A 22695-nucleotide genomic window follows, 5' to 3' on the forward strand; every position below is an offset into this window, starting at 1 on the left:
AAATCCTTTTTGATATGACAGAAGAATTATACGGCACCTATGCCCAGGTGCATCCCAGGCTATTGGAAGACCCCGCAGAACGCCAGGGGCAGATCGGCATGTTCACATACGCCGAAGCCGGTAAAGATGATTTTTACCTCAGTTTCCCGGACGGAAAACAGGGACGGTACAGCAGCAATGAGTTGCTCGTATTGCGAAAAGGCAATGATACTTACCGGGATGTGGTTTCCCGCGTCGCAGAACTGACAACGCCCGAGTTTCGCACCTTGTTGCAGGTCAGTCTTAAACAGCAATCCATCTATCCATTGGATCATAAAGCAGCCCTGGAACTGGCAACGACCAATGAAACGACCGCGAAATTCAGCCTGATCGCCCTCAGCGACAAGTTGGGCATTCAGCAAAGTCAGCAAATTGAACAGGATGATGAACACCAAGGCCACCGCCGTGGCCGCTAAAAGTAATATGATGGAACAACTATATAACAAAGGGGTGATCGTACATCCCTTATTGACCCATGATCCGCAGCGGATGCAGGGCCAGGTCGGGATTATCAGCAATATTGTTCATGAAAATGATGAGGTCTATGTCGAATTTCCGTATAACAAGACCGGTATTTACAGCAAGGACGCGGTGCTAACCTTGGTGCCGAAGGGGATGTTACTGGCTCATATACATGATAAACTGGAAGAACTCGAACCAAAGGAGGTGCGTATCCTGTTGGATATTTACAAGTTGCAACGGAACGGGCAACCCGCAGCTATCGAGGAAGCATTGCGCTGGGCCATTGGCTACGATACCATAGGGCGGGATGCCCTCGTGACCGTAAATGACTATATCGACAGGGGACTGTCCGAGGATATAGTTCAACATCAGGCCATAGGCCGGTGAAAGCCCGGCTATTGACCTATTGGTTAACGATATGGTGCTTACTGACGGTGATCAATACGGTTGCAGCCCAGGATAGCAGCCGTATTTTATCTGCGCTCCCTTTACGATCATTGCGAATAACATCGCCTTTTGGCTACCGCATCCATCCGGTAACCGGCTTAAGACAGTTTCATAACGGCGTAGATCTTCGGGCGCACCGGGACACCGTTTTTGCCGTGATGGACGGCGTGGTCGTTCAATCCGGTTATGACCGTTTATTGGGGTTCTACGTCAAGGTCGCCCATGCCATGCATTTAATCAGCATTTACGGGCATTTATCCTTTCCCTGCGTGTTTTCCGGTGAAACAGTCACACTGGGCCAGGCTCTCGGCCTCACGGGGTGCAGTGGGCGCACAACCGGCGAACACCTGCACTTCAGTATTCTTTACAACGGGCGTTATATCGACCCGCTTCAATTCCTTTCCAAAATTTTAATAATACCACAATCAAAAATCCAATATGATACAGCAAATTTTTAACGAAGATGAGCTGCCAATGGCAGACCTCGAAAAGATCGGACTGGCCAGTGGAGGCCATCTGTCACTGGAAACCGAAGACCTGCAAGCATTGGTATCGGGCAGGAGAACCAATATGCTACGATTGAAAAACCTTTCCGGCGATGGACTGCAAATTCCCGAACTGGATGCCAAGCTCTCCTTAAAACCCAATGAGAGCGGCAACCTGGATCTGCTTGTACATCCCATTTACCGGGAACCTCAATTCCCGGATTTTTTAACCGACACAGAGGCCGAAGAACTGGAAAGAGGCCAGGCAGTGAGTATCTGGAAACTGGTCAAAGACGAAAATAACCAGACCAGGGATATTCTGATCGAGTTTGACCAGGAAACCAAGGAGTTTATCATCACCGATACCGAGAAGATCCTGATCCCTGACCTGGTGAATAATGAGTACTTAACTCCTGAACAAAAAGAGCGGTACCGTAAAGGCAAGGAAGTTGAAATATCAGATGGTACGAAACTTCAGTTTTCCGGTACGGAAAGGCAAGGCGTCCGCTCTAACCGATTGGCATTAGTCGCCTCGATCATTGTTGACGGCGGTGTTTCTTATATGCTTTATCAGGGTTTGAATGCCTTATTTGGCAAGAAACGCAGCGAAAAAGAATCTTTGCAGTCCAGCGCGGGATATGAGCAGGCATTACGGGATATGGACGCTAACAAAAATGCATTGGCGCAATATGAAAGTAATAGCCGCGAGAATTTACGGAAGTTCAGCCGCTGATGCACCCTTTTCTGACCAGACTCGGCGTTTCCGCAGAAATACAGGCTTTCTTTCAAGAATCCTGTATGGTCGATGTTAAAGGGAACCTGTTGTTCTCTTATGGCGATTCCACTGAAACATACGGCCTTGCTTTCCATCGTGTTCCGGCCTCAGGCGGTATATGGTTGGCGGGAAACAGCGATTACAATTTGATCAGGCAAGTTTTTGTCTGCCGGTCGGCGATGGATGCCATAGCCTTCCTCAGCCTTAACTACAAGGCATTTCCTGATTTTGATCAATTGTTTTTCGTGGCTACAGGTTTACGTCCCTGCCGGGCGCAACTCGATTGGATCGTTGCCAACTTTCCACACCGCAAAATCGGCCTGTTATTCGGCAATGATCTGCTGGACAAAATCACCGACCTGAAAGTAGCGGCAGGCCTGCACAGCTTATTCCTGTCCGTTACCCTTTCAGGTGACACGGTAAACGTTAGGTTCCTCTACCGCGATTACCGTTTTACAACCGATAGATTCTCTTTAAATCAATTTGAAAAACAGTCCGGCCAGCGTTTTCGCTGCCGGACTGTTAAACCCAGGCGCGCCGTTTCCTGGGCAAATCAATTATTTCAAAAACTTGCTAAAAAATAAAAAGTCATGGAAACATTAACATTCCGGCCACATCCGTTTTATGCATTAGCTAAAACTGCGCCTGTCCTGTTGATTGCTGCATTGGTCAGCATATTGGGCTATTATATACATCCGTTGTTCATCTTACCAGGTATTGCGACTTGCTTATATGGATGGTACAGGTACTTCTATATTTGTGCGATCAAATACGTATTGGATGCCCATACCCTGCAAACAAGTTGCGGTTTATTCAATAAACGGATTGATAGCTTAGCGTTGTTTAGGATCAAGGATTATGTGATTACACAATCACTCCTGATGCGTATTACAGGATTAATGAATATGACATTGATCAGCACGGATATGACCAACAATACGCTTACGATGTATGGTATTGACTATCATCCGGAATTGGTTGATCAGCTTGGCGAGGCGATACGCGCCGCAAGGCAAAACAATAAAATTTTAGAATTGAGCTAAGGACGGTTATGATCTGCGGCGTTGTATCTGCATATATGGCTGACGAAGATTTAAATCTTTGCAAAAAAAGTATCAGAGAGCACCTCGCGTTTAAATTTCAGCGCTTTTCCGATTATTCATGTGGGTTGGAGTTTACCTGCAGGGGGCTAATTGTACTTCTCTTCGCGAACCTGATACTGGTGGTGTTTTCCATCGATAATGTTCAGTTATCCTTTGTTGATAGAATGTATGATCAAGTGGTTAAAAGCATTTCTAACAAAACAGATCAATAGGACCAAAACCATATAAAATATTGAATTAAATACTGTTTGGGTAAGTCCCGCCGGAATGGCTGGGCTTTTTTATCGATTTTGGATTATCGCGCTCAATTTAAGATTACAATCGGCCTCCCGAAGCATTGGGGTGACCTTATATATAGCATTCCATTCTTTGATGTGTTCTAAATCGGCAGAAATGCCAGGCCCTTTCACACAACGTATATTAAGAAACAAACGAAAATTTACTAGGCCTTAATGAACAAAAGTAAATGACCACGAACCGTTGATGTGAAGTCATTTAAAATTCGATGCTGTTTCCGTACCTTTGCACTGCCGTTGTAGCTCAGTAAGGCAGAGCGCCTGGTTTCGGCCAGGAGGTCGCAGGTTCGATCCCTGCCAGCCTGCGAAATAGTCGTGGGCTGGCAGCATCGATAAATCATTTTTTTATGGCAGCTCCTCAAAGTTATCCCCTTTATCAAGCTTATGTTACGAATGTTCGCGATTTCCTTTTAGCAGAGACAGAAATACGACGTTTAATTAATCGTGCTATGAAAGGCGGCCGCGAACAAACGGTTAATGTACAGACGAAGGTATACGCTTTAATATACTCCACATTTGCGGAAGCAAATTTTATTAAAATGGTATTAACACCATATGGCTTTGATCAACCTTTTATTGATCAGATTCTACATGAACGCAACAACCTCCAGCAAAAGTGGATTAAATGCTTAGAACTTGCCTTTCAAAAATTTACTGCAACCCGTAAAGGATCTGAAGTACCAAATAAAGTGCAGGAATTAAAGCGAATCATATTAAGATACGTAATAGAGCCAAGTATAATCAGGAACAAGTTAGCCCATGGACAAATAAGTGTCGCCACTAACAGTTCCAACACAGTTGTAAATAACGAGATAACAGACAAAATTAATGATTTGAGTTTTGTCAATATTATGCGCTTATTTTACATAAATCAGGCGTTATGTGACATTATGGAAGACTTAATTGAATCACCAGATATGGCTCATCGAGACAATTACTACCCCAAATATCAAGCACTCGAAACATATATAGAGAAAAGTGAAATCTGGACAAACGAGTCTAAATTGCAACACGGAAATATGAAGAAAATGATTCCTTCTAAAAAGGAAAAAGCCATAAGGCAAGCTGCAGCCAATAACACCGCCACTATTTAGGCTTAATTGAATTTTAGGCTTTTATTATCTAAATGCTTAAATTTGTTAATATGGAACGGATAACCATAAATATTCCTGATTCGCAAAGCGAAGAAATTAAAAGCTTTTTGAAAAGTAAGGGGATTGTTGTGGACAGTCCCAAGTCATTGAATATAGAAGCCTACCAGAAAAAAATCGCAAATATTGGCGTGTGGACTGATGAAGACCTAAAATTATTTGATGATAACAGGAAATTGCTCGACAACTTTAATCCACAGGAATGGTAATTGATACTTGCATATTCATTGATCATTTACGTTCCAAAGACAGAACAAACACAACGCTGGCCAAATTGCCTACAGACGAACCAGCCTATGTATCAGTTGTGACACTTTTTGAGTTGTATTGCGGAGCAAATACTCCTGAGAAAAAATTAGATATCGCCGCTGTTACCGAAGACCTGAATATATTGCCTTTCGATGCTACCGTCGCCGAAAAGGCCGGGGATATTTTTAGGGCCCTTAAACGCCAAAATAAAGGTATTGGGCCGCAAGACACAATGATTGCCGCAACTTGCCTCGTTTTCGATCAGCCAATTCTAACACGAAATAAAGATCATTTTAAAAGAGTTGACAATCTGAAAATACTTCGATAATTGAAAAACTTTTTGCCACCAAGCCTTCGTAACCCAACTCGTTTAGGGGATTTTATATTGTCAACCTTTATGGATGAATGGCACTATTTAAATTCGTTAAGGTTACATAGTGGTCAGATACAACAAGTTCCATTTGATGTTATTTTAAATGATAATCCGATGGACATTGCAGATGGTGTATCGCGGGTAGAAACCAAATTCGGTATGATCTTCTTTGATCTGTTTGAAAACCTTGTAATCAAGCATTACAATGACGATACGGTTAAACTAATGTTTTATACAGAGATCAAAAATCCAAATAAGCCTTTAAATTTTTTTCGTCAGCTTCAGGAGGAGTTAGGTGGAGGGTGGCATTATGATCCTAAATTTTCCACTTTTCAGATGATCGACAAGGTAACGAACTTGGCGAAAGGGAAATTTGAGTCAGCTTCGGATCAAGTGTTCCACACCTGGCATCATGCCGACTTCAGCTTTTCTTTAAATTTTCAAATTGATCCACTGCGGAGGTTGGTGTTTTCGGTATCTCATAAGGTAAAAAAAGAAATTGATCGCTCTGTCAGAGCTAAAGGCACATTAGTTCCTTTTATAAAGAATGATTTAAACAAAGTTTTATTGAATGAAGCTTTAAAAGAAGTTCCACATCTTGAGGATGGCAAAATCAAATTCACCGACTATTATTATCAATTAAATGAACCGGAATTTGGAATATTTGAACGGGCAGAGCTGAAAGTTTTTAGTAATCATAAACAAATCGGGCCAAATACTCACAGCGTAGTCACTTACTACAGTAAATATGAAGTCAATACTGATAAAGTGCTGCGCCTGATTGATCAGTTAGTTGATATTTATGGGACTGATGATTATGGCTCTCGCGAATTAGAATTACATGAGGTAGAATTTATTGACAAAAGCGAATCCTGGACGGGTCGTAGTTGGTTAGTCAATCAACACCATGCCCTGCAAGATCTCAGTAATCCTTCAGAATATACTGTTTATCAGGTTAGAATAGGCCTCGATAATATCGGTAATGCCGATGACCTGGGCCTTAATCTCTCCATCAATGGCTTCAATTCGCTGCTTGAATATGATGCCTTAATGAAAGCTAATTAAGAATCTTTTTACTTACCCATCAGCTGGTTTTGTTGTACTGAAAACGAGCGCAAACTCCTATAAACAAGATATAAATTCCATATACTGGGACACAAATAATCGTAAAATTTATTAAAATTCAAATTTTGCTATTATTTAACTATCTGATTTATAGGTTACTGAAAAAAACAATTTTCAAAGATTAAAAAAAAAACGGAGCTTGTAAGAAGAGGTAAAATAAAATTAATAAGGGCAGTGTGACATTTTATGAAAAATTTTCTTTCCGTAAGCAACCCAAACAAATATGAGATTTTTATATCTAACTTACTTAAGCGTCAAAAATTCATTGCCGGTAAAGACCTTGTGAAATTCCTAAAAGAAACTTTTCCTATTAGAGATGATAACGCCAGGAAAATTATTCAACGCGCTGTTGCTGAAGGATACTTGCATTCATCGTCGCCTTTAACTTTCGGGAATGGTCAGTTTGTCTATCTGAAACCCACAGTATCGCTCACCTACGATATTGTAATGCAAATATGCAAAGCTAATCGTCCGCCACTGTACCGACTTATGGCAGCTTTGGATGACAATGATGGTGTCTTATCTTATTTTGAAGCCTCCAAAATTACGGCGTCACCAGATGAGCAAACATCATCAAAGGTTAATACCACAAATCAGTTGATTAATCAATTGGTCAAATTAGAATTCGTTTATGAAAAAGCAGATGACAACGGCGTTAGGTACATATTAGAACGGCAGTTACAAAACGATGTGGGCGAAGAACAACGAAGAATGGCTGTACACTACAATAAGATGATTATGGATTGTATGTTCATTCCAGATATTTTAAGGTGGTTGAAGAAAAGCAACATCGTTGATAATACGATGTTTCTTTACAGGAATAAAAAAACGCCAGGTGTAGGTGCCGAACAAAATGGATTAATCTGGGATGCACTTGCATATACAAAAACTACCGGCATTAACCCAATCGTTGGCGCTAAGGCCGATTCGATAGAAAAACAAAGCTTTGTGCCCTTAGATATTGTTATAAGCAGACCTTACGATCAACTGGATTTAGACGGCTTTTATAATCGTATACAAATAGTCCTGAACGCCGTAAAAGAAGGTAAAAGAAAGGTGTTGCCAATCGTCATTTATCGTTCAGCTTCAGAACTTGTCCTCAATAGGTTAGCAAAGCTTGGCTTCATTGCATTTGATATTGCCTCCATTTTTGGTAGTAAAATCCATGAGGTAATTGATAAAGTTGGGCAAATCTATATCGGGTATGAATCTTCCGAAGTTAATTTGGGGACGACTGTCGCCTCCATATTGAACACGTTACAAGCAGCAGGCCAGGAAGAAAATTTGACTGATCTAAAAGGCATTCTATTTGAATATTTGATGTACCCCTTGTTAAAAACACTTTATCCCAATGCTGAGATCATTCATGGGAAAACGTTGACTGAGAAAAAAGCTGATGGACAAAAGGAATATTACGAATATGATTATATAATTAAATCTTCCAATCCTAAAGAGATGCTTATTGTTGAATTAAAAGGTTATTCTGCTCATGCCAATATACCGGTCGGTGATTCGAATACTAAAAACACGCTTCGCTGGTTTTTTCGCAGAACACTACCATTCGCGCAGAAATGGTTTAAAAAGGAAATCGAAGAAGGGGCGCATTTTGCCGGAACGTTTATGACTTCAGCAGGGTTTTATGATAATGGCCATGAGTTTCTTGCGAGGCTTTCTAAAACAAAGATAAAACCTAAGAAATTGGAAATTGGTTATGATGGTGAAGATTTATTAGCACTGCTTGACGCCAACGACTTTGAAAAAATAAAAAAGACAATTGAAAGGTTTTATTCAAAACCAGATTAATTCACAATCCTAATTTTGCTATCCAAGCTTATCGGTTCGTTTCGTCCGGAACAGCGATCATTAACAGTCGTCTCGGGCGTTTAATACCGACATAAACGATTCTCATCTCTTCCTCATTTGCTAAACTGACATTGTTTTGAAGCATAGTCGCTAAAGGTTTTAATCTTTTGTTGTAGTTCTTGCAGTGTTTGATCCAGCATTTTCAAAAAAATAAATTAAAAGCAGAAGTCCCTTCGTCGAAATCTGGCCTTAAAATTTGCATTGATAATTCTCTTATCTTTAGCCTAATATGCACATCCCGGAAGAAGAAAAAACGAAGATTCTAAAAGAAATCAATGACAGGGTAACTATATTAGAGGAAAAGATACGCAAATATGGTGCGTTTACAGTCATTGCGAACAGTATCTATCGGTTCTTTACCGCGCCTACACAGGAAATTCAGTACAGAAAATTTGAAGGAAGTGCTTTAGTTCCTGAATACCTCGCCCTGATCTGCCTTAAATTCCCGTTTGAGTATGGTATCCGGGAGTTAAGTAATGCACATGAGCTTCCTGGTGACCTACATACGATAGAGACGTTGGCAAAAGAGATCATCGCGCTGTTTACCTCCCTACACAATTTTAGTTATAAACCCTTTAACGCCAACGGATCGATCTCCGAAATGGATTATATTGCGCTGTCAATCTCGAATGAAGAGCTACATGTCCGTAATGAAACTTTTGAGGAACACCATTGGGAACGCCTGGAAAATCTGTACAAACCCTACAATGATTATTTTAAACAGAAATTAGGGTTTACAGTGGATGAGGCCATCCGGTTGTGCCTGACGATCCAGGATTATATGTCGGAAAAATCTACCGAAGCGTTGATCGGCAGGAAGGACCATGTAAAGGAAATGCTCGATGAGATCAGGGCGTATAAATACAGAAACGTACCCACAAAGAATTTTTATCCACCGGAATGGCTTGAACAATACAAACAGATGGCCGACGAAGATATATCCTTCCACCTTCGTTCGTCGATGGCACTATCTTTTATCGCTAGGTTAGGGCATGACCTGTCGTTTACCGCTGCTGAGATCGCAGCGATGGAAGATATTGACCTAGCTACAGTTGACAAATTCCTGAAAGTTTTTAGCCTGAATTTTGGAGAGGTTGATACTAATTTTGGCCTGCCTACCATTTTCCATCCCTTAAAGGACAAGCCACTTGCGCACCACGACGGAAGGTATATTTGTCCGTCAATCTTTTTAATGGATTATGCATTGGACCGCATATTTGCCAAAACTCTCTATGCTGATAACAAGAAAAAAGATGCCTACGGAAAATGGCGGCATAATTATTTATTAGACACCGCGATGGGCTACCTCATCGGTGTGCTGAAAACCAATTCCTTTCATACCAACCTGTTCTATGGTGAATATGAGCTGGACGGGATCATCTTTATCGATAATGACGTATTCTTTGTGGAGGCGAAGGGCCATCAGATCAACGACCGGGCTAAAAAAGGTTTTTTTGACCGCATCCAGGAGCATGTAGACGAGATCGTTGAGGCTTCCCACGCGCAGGCGATCCGCGCCTATGAATATTTGAAAGGCAACCCGCAGGCGGAGTTTCGGGATAAACGCTATAAGCCCGTGATCTTAGACGGCAGCAAGTTTAAAAACGCATATTTCATTTCCTTAACGCTGGAAGGCATAAAATCCATTTCAACAAGCCTAAAGGCGGGTAATTCACTGGGCTTATTCGGCCCGGACACCTTTCCCTGGATTGTCAGCCTTTACGACCTGAAAGTGGTCTGCGAGCACATGGAAGGACCAGCCTATCTTATTCATTATATCCACCGCCGAAGAGAGTTTTTTAAAAGGAAAACCTACCTTGTTGACGATGAGCTGGACCTGCTGGCATTTTACCTGAAGCAAAGCCTGCGTTTTGATGATCTTGATTTGCAGTACGGGGAAGGCAACAGGTATTTTAAACTCACTTCCTATCACGAGACCTTTAACAAGTACTATGACGGCCAGCAGGGCTTGCTAAAAAAACCGCTCCCGAAGATGGTGCATTTTGCGAAAGCCCAGATCAAAACCCTCGTTCATGCCCTGGAAACGGCGAACATTGAAAATGCGATCGATGCGGCGATACACATCCTCGAACTGGGCGTTTCCACGCAAAAGACATTGATCGCCAATATCGAACGCACCAAAAAAAGATACCGGAAAGACGGCGATAACCACGATTTCAGGATCGTAGGCGATGATGTGGCGGACGGTAAGACGTTTATGCTTTCCTACTGGACGGGACACGACCTACCGGCATTCTTAGCGTTCTTTTACGAGAACATCCTTAGCCAGTACCATAAGGAAACAACCGATGAGTTCTTTGCCTTGCTTGACGTGGGCAAGTCGGACTATAAATTCATCAAAGTACATTACCTAACCAAAGTACGATGATGACGATGATAACGCCGACGACCTTAGATTCCTTGAAATCATGTATGGAGATCAACAATGGCGGCCTTTTTTTCAGCCTGTTAAAAGACCCTGAAAATCAGCACTTCTATGCGGCTAAAGTAAAAAATGTAAAAAACGCCTATTTCACGCCCGAGATCGATACGATCCGGTGGAATGATGATGTGATCAGGAACAGCGCCACAAATAGCCAGGGTTTTCCGTTTGATGAAATCATCATCGATGTGTCCCTTAGCGGCACGCTCAGCGAATACAACAACCGGGGAATTACGTTCAGCTCGCAACCAGTCGAATTTCATTTCACCATACAGGCCTTTGTATTTCAGGGTCAATTCAGCGTATCGCGGGAGAATATAAAGCTGCTTAATGCTGAGCAGAAGGTCACGCTCCTTTTTCATAAAAATTATGAGCAGGAGATCGACCGCCTGGGCATCAAATTGTTGTTCGAGGAAACCTATCAGGGCGACGAGGCATTTACCTTTTTCACCAGGATATGGAAGCTGGTCGACCGGACCAATCCAACACAGGTAACCGATAGCAGCCATGACTACTTTGATGAGTTTGTTGAATGTCACAGAAACATCTTGTATAGTGTGGCAATGTCTAATATCTGGGGACGCTATATTACTACCTATGGCAGCAATTATTATTACTTCCAGGGCAACAAGGTATTCCCGGTAAACCTGGACTATAACGATAACCGATTCATCTTTTACCTGGAAAATGCCATTGAAGAGATTTATACGTTTTACGAGCGGCTTGCCTACCTTTTTTACCTGTTCATGCAGCCCACGGGCCTGTCCGGCGCAGCCTTATCTTTTAACAAGCTGTTTGAGCGAAAGACAAAAAAGGAGCTGAAACAAAAATTCCCGCAACTGGCCAATGATGCGAATTATCAATGGTTCGAGAAAAGATTTTCGAAAGAACACAAAACACTTTCCGGCTACCGGCACCCCTTGATCCACTATCAGACCAGCAATACCTTTATTAAAGGCAGCTATAATTCGTCGGTAAAACGTATCTGGCTCGCCAACGCCGGTGGCAACGAACAGGCCTTGCAGCAGCTTGCGAACGATATCCGGGCCATACAACGCTTTGTCAACAACGAACTCGCCAAATGCCGCGATGCTTTTGAAAAGGCCATCCTGATCGTTGAAAACCTGCCGCCGCTGGGCCAACCGCCCGTAATATGATTGACGCTGTAACCACAACCCATATCCGGATGGACTATTATCAGAGTGACGACCAGCACACCCTGATGATCACGCCGGATGAAGCGGATCAATTTTGGGATTGGTTTCAAAACAATGCCGTCGCAATGCAGGTTGACGGCGCGGCCGGGATACAGAATTCACTTTACGTAGTCGGTGAATGTTTTCATAATGCACAGACCGAGGCGGTGCAAAATGGATCGCGGTATGCAGAAGGTTTTATGGTCGTCAACGGCCACAATTATTTGCACGCCTTTAATCTGATCGGCGGGCAGGCTGCCGATGTGACGGTCAACAGCCATCCGGATACTTTCCGACAAGACAATGGCGCCCTGCCTAATCAATATTACGGCCTGGAAATACCACAGGATTTTATTGGTGCGCCCGGCAATATCTGTTTATTGCGACGGTACTTTCTGGCGGCAATGAATCCCGCACCATAAATTAAATCGCTAACTTTAACCTCATCAAATAAACCACCTTATCAGAAAATAGATGGATAAGATCAATTGGGCAAATTATAATTATGACGAATTCGAGTTGTTTTGCAATGCGTTGTGCACGTTTGAATTTGGAAAGCAATACCGGCCCTATTCAGCACCGGGCCCCGACGGCGGTATAGACGGATCTTTCACAGGTACTTACCAGGGCGAAACCGGGGACTGGCGCTTCCAATTTAAGTTTTACCAGGCGGCCAGAAGTGAAGCGGTCAGCAACCTCAAATTCAACCTGAAAAAAGAAGCCGAGAAATTGGGGAATGAGGCTTTTTTGGTGCTGGCCACCAACGTCGAACTGCTGCCGCAGGAAGTAAAGGCCCTGAAACAGGTTTTTGATGAACAGGTGCTCAAAGACGGCAAGCAAACCAAACTTTATGTGTGGGACGGCGCAAAACTGTTTACTTTATTTGTTCAATATCCGATCTTGTCCTTATGGCTGAATGACGGCTTTAAGACCGCGCAACTGCGGGGTTACAAAGAGGTCTATCAGCAAAGTTTAGACGCACAGCATTTTGAGCCGTGGTCAATGTCCAATTTCTTTATAGGGCGCCAGGCTGACCTGACGGCACTTGCCGATTTCCTGGACAGCGACAAAACACTCGCGATTATCGTTGGGGACGCTGGTATTGGTAAAACCCGGCTGGTGCTGGAGTTCTTTAAGCAAAAAGTAGATAACCTAGAAGACTGGACCGCGCTGGTTTTGATCAACCGCGTGATTGATTTTGATAAGATCTACCGCGCGCTGGCGCCGGGCCGGAAATATGTCGTGTTGATCGATGATGCTCATACCTATGACCCGAAGGTCATCGCAGATATGAAAGCCATCGCCGACAGCCTTAAAAACGTTAAATTAATTTTGACGAGCCGGAAGCTGGAGGCCAACAATGCGCTCATCCTGTTACGGGAGTACGAAAAACAGAACGCACTGACACTAAAGCTGAATGAGCTGAGCCGGCAGGAAACAGAAGAAGCCTTTTTAAGGTATATCGGGAACACGGATTACTGGCACTATATCAATCAATTGGTGACCATCTCCTTTGGAAAGCCTATCCTGATCGTAGCGATGTTGAATGCGATGAACAACCATATCCAGATCAATCAGATCAAGGCCCAGGACTTTTTGAGGGATTATGTTACCAGTTATTTCGAGGCCTTCATAGTTAAAGTCAACACCGAACTGGGTATCGAAAAATTCAGGTCTAGGTCGCTGTTGGAAGTGGTTGCGCTGCTGGAGCCCTTTAACTTTACCGACACGGAGATCAGCGACAAGCTTGGCGGATTGCTGGGCATTGATCCGGGTGCCGTCAGGAATGCGCTGAAAATCCTGATGGAACATGATTACGTCAACGGCCGATATGAACAAAGTATCAAGCCCGATTATTACAGTGACATCCTGTTGTCGAATATCGATCAGAACCAGGTCGTCAAATACCTGACGGAATTCGCTCCGATGGCCGGTAATGTTATCATTAACCTCAGCAGTGTCGATGAGGTGATCAACAATAATGACATCTTAAATGAAATACTGAACATCTACATTCAGCTGATCGAAAGCACCGACCAAATCAACCTGGTACGCAGGGTGCTGGACACGATCCAGACGATTACGTTTATCAAACCGGACATTGCCAAAGCCACCATTGACCTGTATTTAAAATGCCTGGCAACGGACGGTCATCCGGTTAAAGCAGAATTCGATCATGATAAACAATACAATTATTTCTCGGGTGAAAGCGCTTTGAGCAAAGTGATCACGATGCTGGGCTATCTTCAGGAAAGCCCGGCAAACGGGGATTTTGTTTACCGGCGGGCGTTCAGCCTTTATGTTATAACCGGTGAGCAGAAAGTGGCGAATTTATTCGCGTTTGATAAAAAAGACATCATCGGTAATTTTGATATGGGGCGGCAGACTTTCTTTGTCAAAGAATTCGCCCGGAAGTTCAAAGGCTATCATGAAAAGGAACTGGCTTTCGGCTTGCTTTGTTTGAAGGCGATGTCGGCATTGGATTTTACGATCACCGAATGGAGCGCAGTTAACCGCGAAAGTTTGACGATCACCACCTACTTCCTGCCGGAGACCCCGGCTGTTAAAAATTTCAGGAAGCTGCTGATCGAGCTGCTGGTCCAGGTTTATGTTGCCCCTGAAACGGTTACGATGCATACAGAGACCCTCAACAGCCTCATCGATCTTCCTATGGGAATTTTCGCCACCGAACGCAATACGAAGCCCTATCGTATTCTAGGTTTCGAACAATTCCAAATTTAATTTAAAAAAGATATTTTAAGCTGACCTTCGATAGTTTTCAACATACATTTCTCCCCTTTTCACTAAGGAGAACATTCGTAGTATCAGTTTGAATTTTATATTGTTTAGCACCAACCCATATTCTTTATTCTGCATCTTGCGCTCTGCGTATGCCCTGATTTCGGGGTCATGCTGCATAGCTGTTTTAGCTGCCTGGTTAAGTTCCTGTTTCAATTCCTTTTGCGCTAGGTTGCTTGTTCGCCTTCGTCCTTTTTTACTTGTTCCCGAGGTATGCTCAAAGGGAATCACCCCTACATATACAGCATAGTGCCTCGCGTCAGGAAAGCTTGTAAAATTCTCCGTGTAGGCTATGGTCATCCAACCATTCACTGCGCCTATGCCTTTAATGCTGGTGATGATCCGGTAATTCAGATACATCTGCTCATTGCTTTTGATCAGTTCCATGATCCGCGATTCTAGCTCCTTGATATATTCCGAATTGGCATCTCTTTTTTCGTTAGATATACGGACGATCATATCCTGGTTACTTACCTCATACATATGTTTCCGCTCACCAACAGAGCTCTGATATCCAGCACTTTCCCGTACCAATCGTTTACGGAATGAAAGCAAGGTCTTAAGCTCTAAGATTTTATTATCCAACAACTTAGATGGTTCAAGACGCTTGATCTTATCTTCTCCATACTGACCGATCCGGAATGCGTCGGCCCTATCGCTTTTGCCCCTGATCATACCCATCGATTGCTTAATCTCTAGTCCAGGCACCCGCCGATAAGCTATAGACTGTGACTCGCAAAACTGGATGAAACGGTATTCATAACCGCCGGTATATTCCAGTACGATAAACGTTTCCCGTAAATCGATCAGGTTGGTTTTGCACCATTTTTTAAACTTGCCGAATCCTTCACTATTGTTATCGATGTGAACGAACAGCTTACGCTCCGACCAACAGATATCGACCGTCTTTTTTGATACATCGACACCTAAAACAACATTCCATGTTTTCATACGTTTGTGTTTTGATCAATTAATTTAATTGCCTTTTGCCAATCACCTTTGATAAATCAATGGAATTATTCTAGCTGGGCCTTGGGCAATCTTAAAAAGGCAGGGAACTAATACGACGATTGGTTCTAAAAACCAGGAATGACAAAAGTTCACCCTGCCTTTTTTATAACTTATCCACAAACTCTTTAGTTTTTAACACCCCCCTGCACCCCCCGTTTTCAACAATAACAATTGCTATTAATTATTATCTTTAGACCAAAGGCAATGACAGCGAGATCAAATCCGTGCTGGCATTTTTAACAAGCCAGGCCGATACCTTCAACCTGCTGGACCGCAAGGAAATCCTAGAGAAGCTCTATTGGTTTGTCAAATGGGGGGCGTCGCCGGCTTTGGTCAAACAGATCGACGGCGTCAAAGAAGCGCTCAAACCCAAAAACCTTGTTGAGCGCTTGTCGCAACTCTTTTCAAAAGCCGAGATAAGTATTCTCGACATGCCGAATGTAGAAAAGTATGTTGCAGATCGCTGCGAAGAGATCGTCCAAACGGCGGATGAGGAGTTATTGGCCGACAGTATTATCGCTTACCTTGAACCGCAGCCCTATCCGCCGCATTATTACTGGGTTTTTCAAAATGTCCTGGAAATGAAATATCCGGACTATGCAAAGGTACTGCACGACAGGATGTTCAAAGCTTCGATGAAGCTGTACGGCATGTATGGTTCGAGGATATTAGGCAGCTTCTACTATCTCCACCACGACCAGGATTTTTTCTGGAACCAGGTCAGCGCGCTTCAGCGGCTTAATACAGCCGAGGCCGACAATACCATTTTAACGGTATATGCCCAGCGTGTGCCGGACAAAACCGACGTATCGCTAAAGGATGCGGAACTGATTGTTGCGATTTTCAATAAGGGTAACAAGGAAAACAACTACATCCTCTCGATGGCGATCCAGCTGATTTTTGCAGCCAAATACCCGCAGGCGCTGAAGATTTGCCAGCGGTATCTCGCGCGGGCGGAACAGCGGCAGTCCGAAATGTTCTTCATCAGGCTCAGCGACAATCAGACGGTTACTTCAGCCCAGATGGCGGACCTGATCTTAAACCACACGATCCGGTATTACCTGACCTATGAGATAGAACGCTGTCTGAACCGAGTGCTTAAGGAACAAGGCATCGATGTGGTATTTGACTACCTGTTAAAACGATACGCCCATAAAAAGGATTTGGTGATTAACACAAGGACGCTCAGTGGCTATGAATTCGTGCCGCAGGGTGACCATTCGCAGTTGTTCGACCAAGCGGAAGGCCTCAAATTGTCGATGTATAAAAAGGCGCTGGAATGGTACCTGGATATTGACGGTGAAGGCGGTCATTTGTTTTACGCGAAGAATATGCTGGAATACCTGCAACCCTCGCAGCTTTTCGACCGGCCTTTATTTGATTATTATAAATTCCAGATTGAAACATTCACTACCGACGGCGAGCGCCTGGAACGCTTATTAGATTCGCTCAGCATATTCCACCACAAGGACGAAATGCTTGTCCAACTGATTGTTGATGCTTTTGATTTTGTGAATGACTTCCAGGATGTAAGCGAGGAACAATACAAGCGGCTGCGCTATGAATGCTATTCCGCACTGACCACAATGGGTGTGAAGTCCGGGACAGCAGGGCAGCCATTCCAGGTCGATCTTGATCTCAAAAATTTACTAGAATCGTTTATGCAGCGACTGCCTGACAGCTTGCCTGTAAAACAGTTTCTGAAAGAAGTACTAAAATCCGTTAATGCGGATATTGACCGTGGCCTTGACCGAGAAAACTTAACATGGTAGTCACCAAAACCCGAACCTTGTCAGATTTTGCCAGGCAAAAGAATGACCTGATCACGCTGTTGGCCGCTAAAACCGCAGCCGCCAAAGTAACCGCCATCAATAAAAATATCGATAATAAATTCAGCCCGGACGCAGCAAACGTGAACGCAGTACTGAATGCCATTGAAGCGAAATTCAAAAAATGCGAAGCGATCTATTACAACTATTTTGAAGATGCCGATCATGGTGTCTTGTCGGGCAATATTACGACGCTCCCGGTGGGTGTCGACAGTACGCTGATCGACGGTACGGCGGTTATCAACTATTACTTTTCGGTTGATGACCGCTATGCCTATAAGGACATGGTGGACGGCAATTTTCAGACCTTTATCCTGACCATCGCGTCCATGTATGAAAACCTGGTGACGTTGGCAGAGATATTTTTAAGAAAAGTGATGGTTTATATTAAGAAACCCCTTAGCTCCCCGTTACGGGATTACTTGGATTATCTGAAGCTGATGATCAGCCTGGGTTACCGTAACAATGACCGGCTGAATATTTGCATGACTTCGGCTGATCCATTTTTCATAAAATACCTTGAACAGATCAATTTATTGCGGAATAAGTTTGTTCACGGGGTTTCCATTAACCTGGAATCTGACAACTACAATTACTATGTGGCTGCTATGGTGAATACATTTACCCCAAAATCAGCAGACCTTTTGTTGCATGTGTTTACCAAAGCGATCCTGGACAATACCGGGGCCTTTATCATTGATCTAATGACTGCATTGGAGAAATCGAGTAAACACCATCTGAAATACATACCAGCTAATTAGTCTTCATGAATATTTATTGCAAAAAATTAAATTGCGGATTATTTCAAGTAACTACCTAAATTATAATTAAAAAAGCGTTGGCATTAATAAATTTTGGACAAGACTTAGAACCTATGCGAGTGAATCAATGTGTGCTTCTCAAAGTAACTTTTCCAAAGATTTGAATGTAATTACATCTTTAAGTTTGCGAGTTTATGTCAATAAGAGATAACTATTTATTATCATATCCCATTGATAGCTTTTTTAAAAGCATTGACATTTCATTGTTTGAAAAATCAATGCTTGGGGTGCATTGGCAGTCTGCTTAACGGTCATCAGACATTATACATGTACTGTTAAAGGTACTATTGGGAAATCCCTCTTTCTTCAATACGAGAATGAGATTTACAAATCCAAATCGTCGATTAAATGCCAATCAGACAGGAAATAGTTTGAGATTTGTACAGTAGCCACCACAAACAAAAACAGGCCTCTTTCTATCTAAAAGGCACATTTCGTGGCATAGGGCCATTTCGTCGGGCTGTTCTGTCGATGGGTTTTATTCAATTTTTTGTTTAACTCCGCGTAATTACGTTACAAATACGTTACGATCTTTTTGCGCCTAAAGCATTGCCTTGCCATCCGGAATTAGTTAATCAGCTTGGCGAGGCGGTCCGGCGCGCAAGGCAAAACAATAAAATTTTAGAATTGAGCTAAGGATTTGGTTATCTGCGACGTTGCATCTGCATATGGTGGCGAAACAGGCGCTCCTGGCTTTCCCTTAACTCCGTTTTCCGGTTACGGTGACGCACCCAGGCGGCAAACAGTGACCATACTATACCCGCGACTACAAATGCAGTTATGTAACCGGTTAAGAGGTTTTTTGAAAACAAAGCTCCCCAAAATGCGCCGGTTGTAATAAACACGGCTAAAACAAAAAAGATGAACGTTCTCATAAGTCTAAATTGCTAATTAATTTAGTTAATTCCAAAAGAAATTTTCCTCAAATAATGATTATTAAAGGCCCTGATATTTTATACCGGGCCTTTCTTCTTGACTTTTCATGCCTGTAACTTCGGTAATTCAATTTGGTTAAACAAAATTCTTACAGTTGCAAAGGGATCATCGTCCTGTTTCTTATCCAAACTCCTTAATAGATTAAGCACGGCATCCTGTACCTCATCTACAATACTCCAATCCTTATCCAAATAAATATCAGTCGTAGTTCGCCCATGATCTACATGATTAAGCGCTAACGCAACATCATCTTTGGACATCCTGCATTTGTTTCGAGCAAGGTTGCCAAAAGTGTGTCGTGCCCAATAATAGGTTATCCCCGATAATTCCGTTGTTTTACACACCTCGACCATCCCCTCACTTAATGCTGCATTTAAGTTTCCTATCGTAGCATATCTTTCACCCAGGCAATCACCATATTTTGAAAGTAGACCAACAGCCTCAGACGGTACCTGAATACTGATAAAAGCCTTGTCCTTACGTTTTCCTTTAGTCTTTGAGCGGTTGTATTCCATCCGTCCATTGCGTACTACATATCGCGAATGGTACAGATCAACAGCGTTGATACCGCATAGATAGAACGACAGCATAAACATGTCTCTGGCAAGTTCTGCCCGGCTACCCGCCTTGACCTTACAATCCCTAATCAATTTTACTTGTTCAATTTCGATGTTACGTTTCTTGGTTTCCGGGGCATCAACAATCTTATACTCCGTAAAGGGACTATAAGTAATCAAGGTGATTCCTAACGATGGTTTATTGTAATAAGCCATTGCTGCGGAAAACAAACCCCTGAAGTCTCTTAAATAATTATGTACGCCTGCATCGGATATGCCTTTTGTTTCTATTGTATAGGTTTTACCAAATTGATTAGTGCGTTCCATTTTCCGGGCACCTCTTAAATAGCGTTCATACGCATAGAGAGTTCGCAAAGTAATTTCTTCTATAGGCAATGACTTCCTGTTAAAAAAATCCTGCAAACTATTAGCAACCGTATTATAGTTGGTTGCGCTCTTTACCTGGCCATTTGCTTTTAACGTATTGATATGGATTTGACAGAATTGAAGAAAATCCACACTCTCATTCGATTTCGATAGATATTCCTTTAAATCCTTGGCCGTATAAAAATCAAGTTTATTACCGAGCCTGCTTATTTCTTCGCGGTAGCCATCAAGGGTATTGTTTAAAACCTTTAAGATAAAGGTGTCCTTTATCTCTAATGACTTTGTGAGTTTCTTATCAGATACATAATGCTCTGTATCCATAAAAACCCGTTCTGTTTTGTGGTAAACGCAAATTTTTACGTTGTAGGTACCATCTGCCTTTTTGTGGTGCTTAAATACTTTAGCGCTTAAAGTGGCCATAAATCAGTGATTTAACCACGAAACTCTGTTACATATTTGTAACAAAACCCCGTGAAGTTTAACAAAAAACCCTGTAAAACCTAAAATTTGAAAGTATAGCCTCTGATAAGTCAGAATGACAAAAAGTGCATTTTTTGCACTAAATAGGCCATTTTTGTATAAAAAAAGCCCCACAGACGTGTGGGGCTTGGCTCCTGAGGCTGGGCTCGAACCAGCGACCCTCTGATTAACAGTCATATTTTACACATTATTGGTATTTTGCAATTAATTGTTATGTATTGATAATCAACATTTTATACATATTTCAATATTGGATAATTTGTGATATTTTGCGATTTGTTGTCCATTTTTCTGCAAATTTTCTGCAAATAATTCAATGATTTTTCTTACATTTGTATTAGTAAATCGCACTATAAATCAGCATTTTATCTCATTTATTGCGATGCTTATATTTTGTTTGTTTCTGCAAATTTATACATTTAATTATTAAAATCATGAAAGCAGAGGTTTCTTTATATCTGGACACAAGGCGGGCATTGAAAGATGGCAATTACCCTTTAAAACTACACGTTTATTTTACCGCAAAAATGGAACGGTGGTATAAAACTGATTACAAATTGAGCAATGAACAGTTTGAACAATCTTATTTGGCTGCCAAGCCAAGAGGAGAACTTAAGGAACTTAAAATTGAGTTGGATGCTATTATACAAAAAGCGGCAGAACTGGCTAAGGATTTAGGTGATAGCTTTACTTTTGAAAAATTTGAACGCAAGATGTTCCGTACCAAAGCAAGCGCCAATAATGTTATTGACCATTTTGCTGCTTATGTAAAGGTACTGGACAAAAATGAGCAGATCGGCACAGCTTCCAGTTACAATTGCAGCATTAATTCTATTACGGCTTATTTGAGTGAGGGTAAAAAAAATCCGGTTACGTATATTCCTTTTACCGCACTTTCAGCCGAAGTTTTAAATAAATATGAACAATGGATGATTTCCAAAAATAGTTCCAAAACAACAGTTGGCATTTATATGCGTAATTTAAGGGCGATCTTTAATAAAGCAATTGCAGCCGGGGACATTTCCCCTGAACTTTATCCCTTTAAAACCTATAAAATCCCTAACGGTAAAAATGTAAAAAAGGCGTTGGAAACACCTGATCTTAACGCTTTGTATATTGCAGATGCCACAGATAGCTTTATGCTAAAGGCCAGGGATTTCTGGTTTTTCAGTTACCAGTGCAACGGAATGAATTTCAGGGATATTGCTGAATTAAGGTTTAAAGATATTCATGACACCTATTTTTCATTTTTAAGGCACAAGACGAAAAATACTACAAAGGAAGACCCGACACCTATTGTTGTTCCCTTGACCAGCTATATTAAAGATTTTATTAAAAAGTATGCCAACGAAAAAGGCAAGCCTAATGATTACTTGTTTCCCATATTCCAGACAGGCATGTCAGCAAAAGAGCGGCATCGAGTCAACCAAAATTTTATCCGGTTTGTAAACCAGCACATGCAAAAATTGGTCGATCAGTTAGGCTTATCATTTAAATTAGGCACGATGGTAGCCCGCCATTCATTCACTACCCAGGCAACCCGTACAATGGGGCTGGAATTTGCACAGGAAGCTTTGGGGCATACAACCATGAATACAACACAGAACTACTGGAAAGGCTTTGAAAATGATGCTAAAAAGAGCATGGCAGAAAAGCTTATGGAATTTACAGTAGCAAAACCAACAGTAACTCAAGAGGCCGTTTGAAACGGCCTCTTATCAATACCAACCTACTTGCGGCATATCGAAAACAAACAGGGAAGGACGCTTTTGACCCGCTATGCAATACGCCATGCAAGTCAAGAACACACCATTCCATTTTCACCATGTAAGCAACCAAAAGCGGGAGCCGGGTAAATAGTCAAGGCC

At 42.3% G+C, this 22695-nt stretch carries 21 protein-coding genes; 18 read left to right on the forward strand and 3 right to left on the reverse strand.

Features of this window, described 5'->3' with window-relative positions; all coding sequences use genetic code 11:
- Positions 1-14 precede the first annotated feature (14 nt).
- The 15 genes from MUCPA_RS11625 (at position 15) to MUCPA_RS11705 (ending at position 14749) form a co-directional block, all read left to right on the forward strand.
- A complete protein-coding gene (locus MUCPA_RS11625; RefSeq protein WP_008506566.1) occupies positions 15-455 on the forward strand; it encodes a hypothetical protein in 441 nt (146 codons plus the stop codon).
- The gene (locus tag MUCPA_RS11630) at positions 421-888 is read left to right on the forward strand and encodes a hypothetical protein (protein ID WP_008506567.1); all 468 of its coding nucleotides are present in this window, start codon (positions 421-423) and stop codon (positions 886-888) included. Before MUCPA_RS11625 ends, MUCPA_RS11630 begins: the two co-directional genes overlap by 35 nt.
- Positions 885-1406, forward strand: a complete 522-nt coding sequence (locus MUCPA_RS11635; RefSeq protein WP_008506568.1) for a M23 family metallopeptidase — start codon at positions 885-887, stop codon at positions 1404-1406. The genes MUCPA_RS11630 and MUCPA_RS11635 overlap by 4 nt, the downstream gene beginning before the upstream one ends.
- The gene (locus tag MUCPA_RS11640) at positions 1387-2166 is read left to right on the forward strand and encodes a DUF4099 domain-containing protein (RefSeq protein ID WP_008506569.1); all 780 of its coding nucleotides are present in this window, start codon (positions 1387-1389) and stop codon (positions 2164-2166) included. Before MUCPA_RS11635 ends, MUCPA_RS11640 begins: the two co-directional genes overlap by 20 nt.
- A 65-nt stretch (positions 2167-2231) precedes the next feature.
- Positions 2232-2792 carry a hypothetical protein gene (locus MUCPA_RS11645; protein ID WP_157543877.1) on the forward strand — a complete coding sequence of 187 codons (561 nt, stop codon included), beginning with the start codon at positions 2232-2234 and terminating at the stop codon, positions 2790-2792.
- Positions 2793-2798: 6 nt separating this feature from the next.
- Entirely contained in the window at positions 2799-3251 is a 453-nt protein-coding gene (locus tag MUCPA_RS11650) for a PH domain-containing protein (RefSeq protein WP_008506571.1), read from the forward strand.
- Between the two features lie 703 nt (positions 3252-3954).
- Entirely contained in the window at positions 3955-4701 is a 747-nt protein-coding gene (locus tag MUCPA_RS11665; protein ID WP_008506573.1) for a hypothetical protein, read from the forward strand.
- 50 nt (positions 4702-4751) lie between these two features.
- Positions 4752-4967 (forward strand): hypothetical protein, encoded by a 216-nt coding sequence (locus MUCPA_RS11670; RefSeq protein ID WP_008506574.1) that lies wholly within the window; start codon positions 4752-4754, stop codon positions 4965-4967.
- Positions 4961-5335 (forward strand): type II toxin-antitoxin system VapC family toxin, encoded by a 375-nt coding sequence (locus MUCPA_RS11675; RefSeq protein ID WP_008506575.1) that lies wholly within the window; start codon positions 4961-4963, stop codon positions 5333-5335. The genes MUCPA_RS11670 and MUCPA_RS11675 overlap by 7 nt, the downstream gene beginning before the upstream one ends.
- Positions 5336-6445 (forward strand): hypothetical protein, encoded by a 1110-nt coding sequence (locus tag MUCPA_RS11680; protein WP_157543878.1) that lies wholly within the window; start codon positions 5336-5338, stop codon positions 6443-6445. It begins immediately after the preceding gene.
- Positions 6446-6691: 246 nt separating this feature from the next.
- A complete protein-coding gene (locus tag MUCPA_RS11685) occupies positions 6692-8308 on the forward strand; it encodes a hypothetical protein (RefSeq protein ID WP_008506577.1) in 1617 nt (538 codons plus the stop codon).
- A gap of 289 nt (positions 8309-8597) precedes the next feature.
- On the forward strand, positions 8598-10757 hold the full coding sequence (locus tag MUCPA_RS11690; RefSeq protein ID WP_008506578.1) for a hypothetical protein: 2160 nt from the start codon (positions 8598-8600) through the stop codon (positions 10755-10757).
- On the forward strand, positions 10754-11968 hold the full coding sequence (locus MUCPA_RS11695; protein ID WP_157543879.1) for a hypothetical protein: 1215 nt from the start codon (positions 10754-10756) through the stop codon (positions 11966-11968). The genes MUCPA_RS11690 and MUCPA_RS11695 overlap by 4 nt, the downstream gene beginning before the upstream one ends.
- Positions 11969-11997: 29 nt before the next feature.
- A complete protein-coding gene (locus tag MUCPA_RS11700) occupies positions 11998-12429 on the forward strand; it encodes a hypothetical protein (protein ID WP_169316167.1) in 432 nt (143 codons plus the stop codon).
- A 52-nt stretch (positions 12430-12481) separates the two neighbouring features.
- The gene (locus tag MUCPA_RS11705; RefSeq protein ID WP_008506581.1) at positions 12482-14749 is read left to right on the forward strand and encodes an nSTAND3 domain-containing NTPase; all 2268 of its coding nucleotides are present in this window, start codon (positions 12482-12484) and stop codon (positions 14747-14749) included.
- 15 nt (positions 14750-14764) lie between these two features.
- Here MUCPA_RS11705 and MUCPA_RS11710 read toward each other — a convergent pair whose 3' ends face one another.
- Positions 14765-15757: an IS110 family transposase gene (locus MUCPA_RS11710; RefSeq protein WP_008505051.1), complete on the reverse strand. Its 993-nt coding sequence runs from the start codon at positions 15755-15757 to the stop codon at positions 14765-14767.
- Between the two features lie 284 nt (positions 15758-16041).
- On the opposite strand from MUCPA_RS11710, the gene MUCPA_RS11715 reads away from it, so the two are divergent.
- Together MUCPA_RS11715 and MUCPA_RS11720 are read left to right on the forward strand one after the other, a co-directional pair.
- Positions 16042-17589 (forward strand): hypothetical protein, encoded by a 1548-nt coding sequence (locus MUCPA_RS11715; protein WP_008506582.1) that lies wholly within the window; start codon positions 16042-16044, stop codon positions 17587-17589.
- Positions 17583-18407, forward strand: coding sequence for a hypothetical protein (locus tag MUCPA_RS11720; RefSeq protein WP_008506583.1), 825 nt, complete (start codon positions 17583-17585; stop codon positions 18405-18407). Before MUCPA_RS11715 ends, MUCPA_RS11720 begins: the two co-directional genes overlap by 7 nt.
- A 704-nt stretch (positions 18408-19111) precedes the next feature.
- Here the strand turns inward: MUCPA_RS11720 and MUCPA_RS11725 are convergent.
- Complete coding sequence (locus MUCPA_RS11725) at positions 19112-19342, reverse strand: hypothetical protein (RefSeq protein ID WP_008506585.1); 231 nt, start codon at positions 19340-19342, stop codon at positions 19112-19114.
- 105 nt (positions 19343-19447) lie between these two features.
- A complete protein-coding gene (locus MUCPA_RS11730; RefSeq protein ID WP_008506586.1) occupies positions 19448-20767 on the reverse strand; it encodes a site-specific integrase in 1320 nt (439 codons plus the stop codon).
- Between the two features lie 494 nt (positions 20768-21261).
- Here MUCPA_RS11730 and MUCPA_RS11740 point away from each other — a divergent pair, with 494 nt between their 5' ends.
- Complete coding sequence (locus MUCPA_RS11740) at positions 21262-22533, forward strand: tyrosine-type recombinase/integrase (RefSeq protein WP_008506589.1); 1272 nt, start codon at positions 21262-21264, stop codon at positions 22531-22533.
- Positions 22534-22695: the final 162 nt, after the last annotated feature.

This window comes from Mucilaginibacter paludis DSM 18603, from assembly GCF_000166195.2.
In the GTDB taxonomy this organism is placed as follows: Bacteria; Bacteroidota; Bacteroidia; order Sphingobacteriales; family Sphingobacteriaceae; genus Mucilaginibacter; species Mucilaginibacter paludis.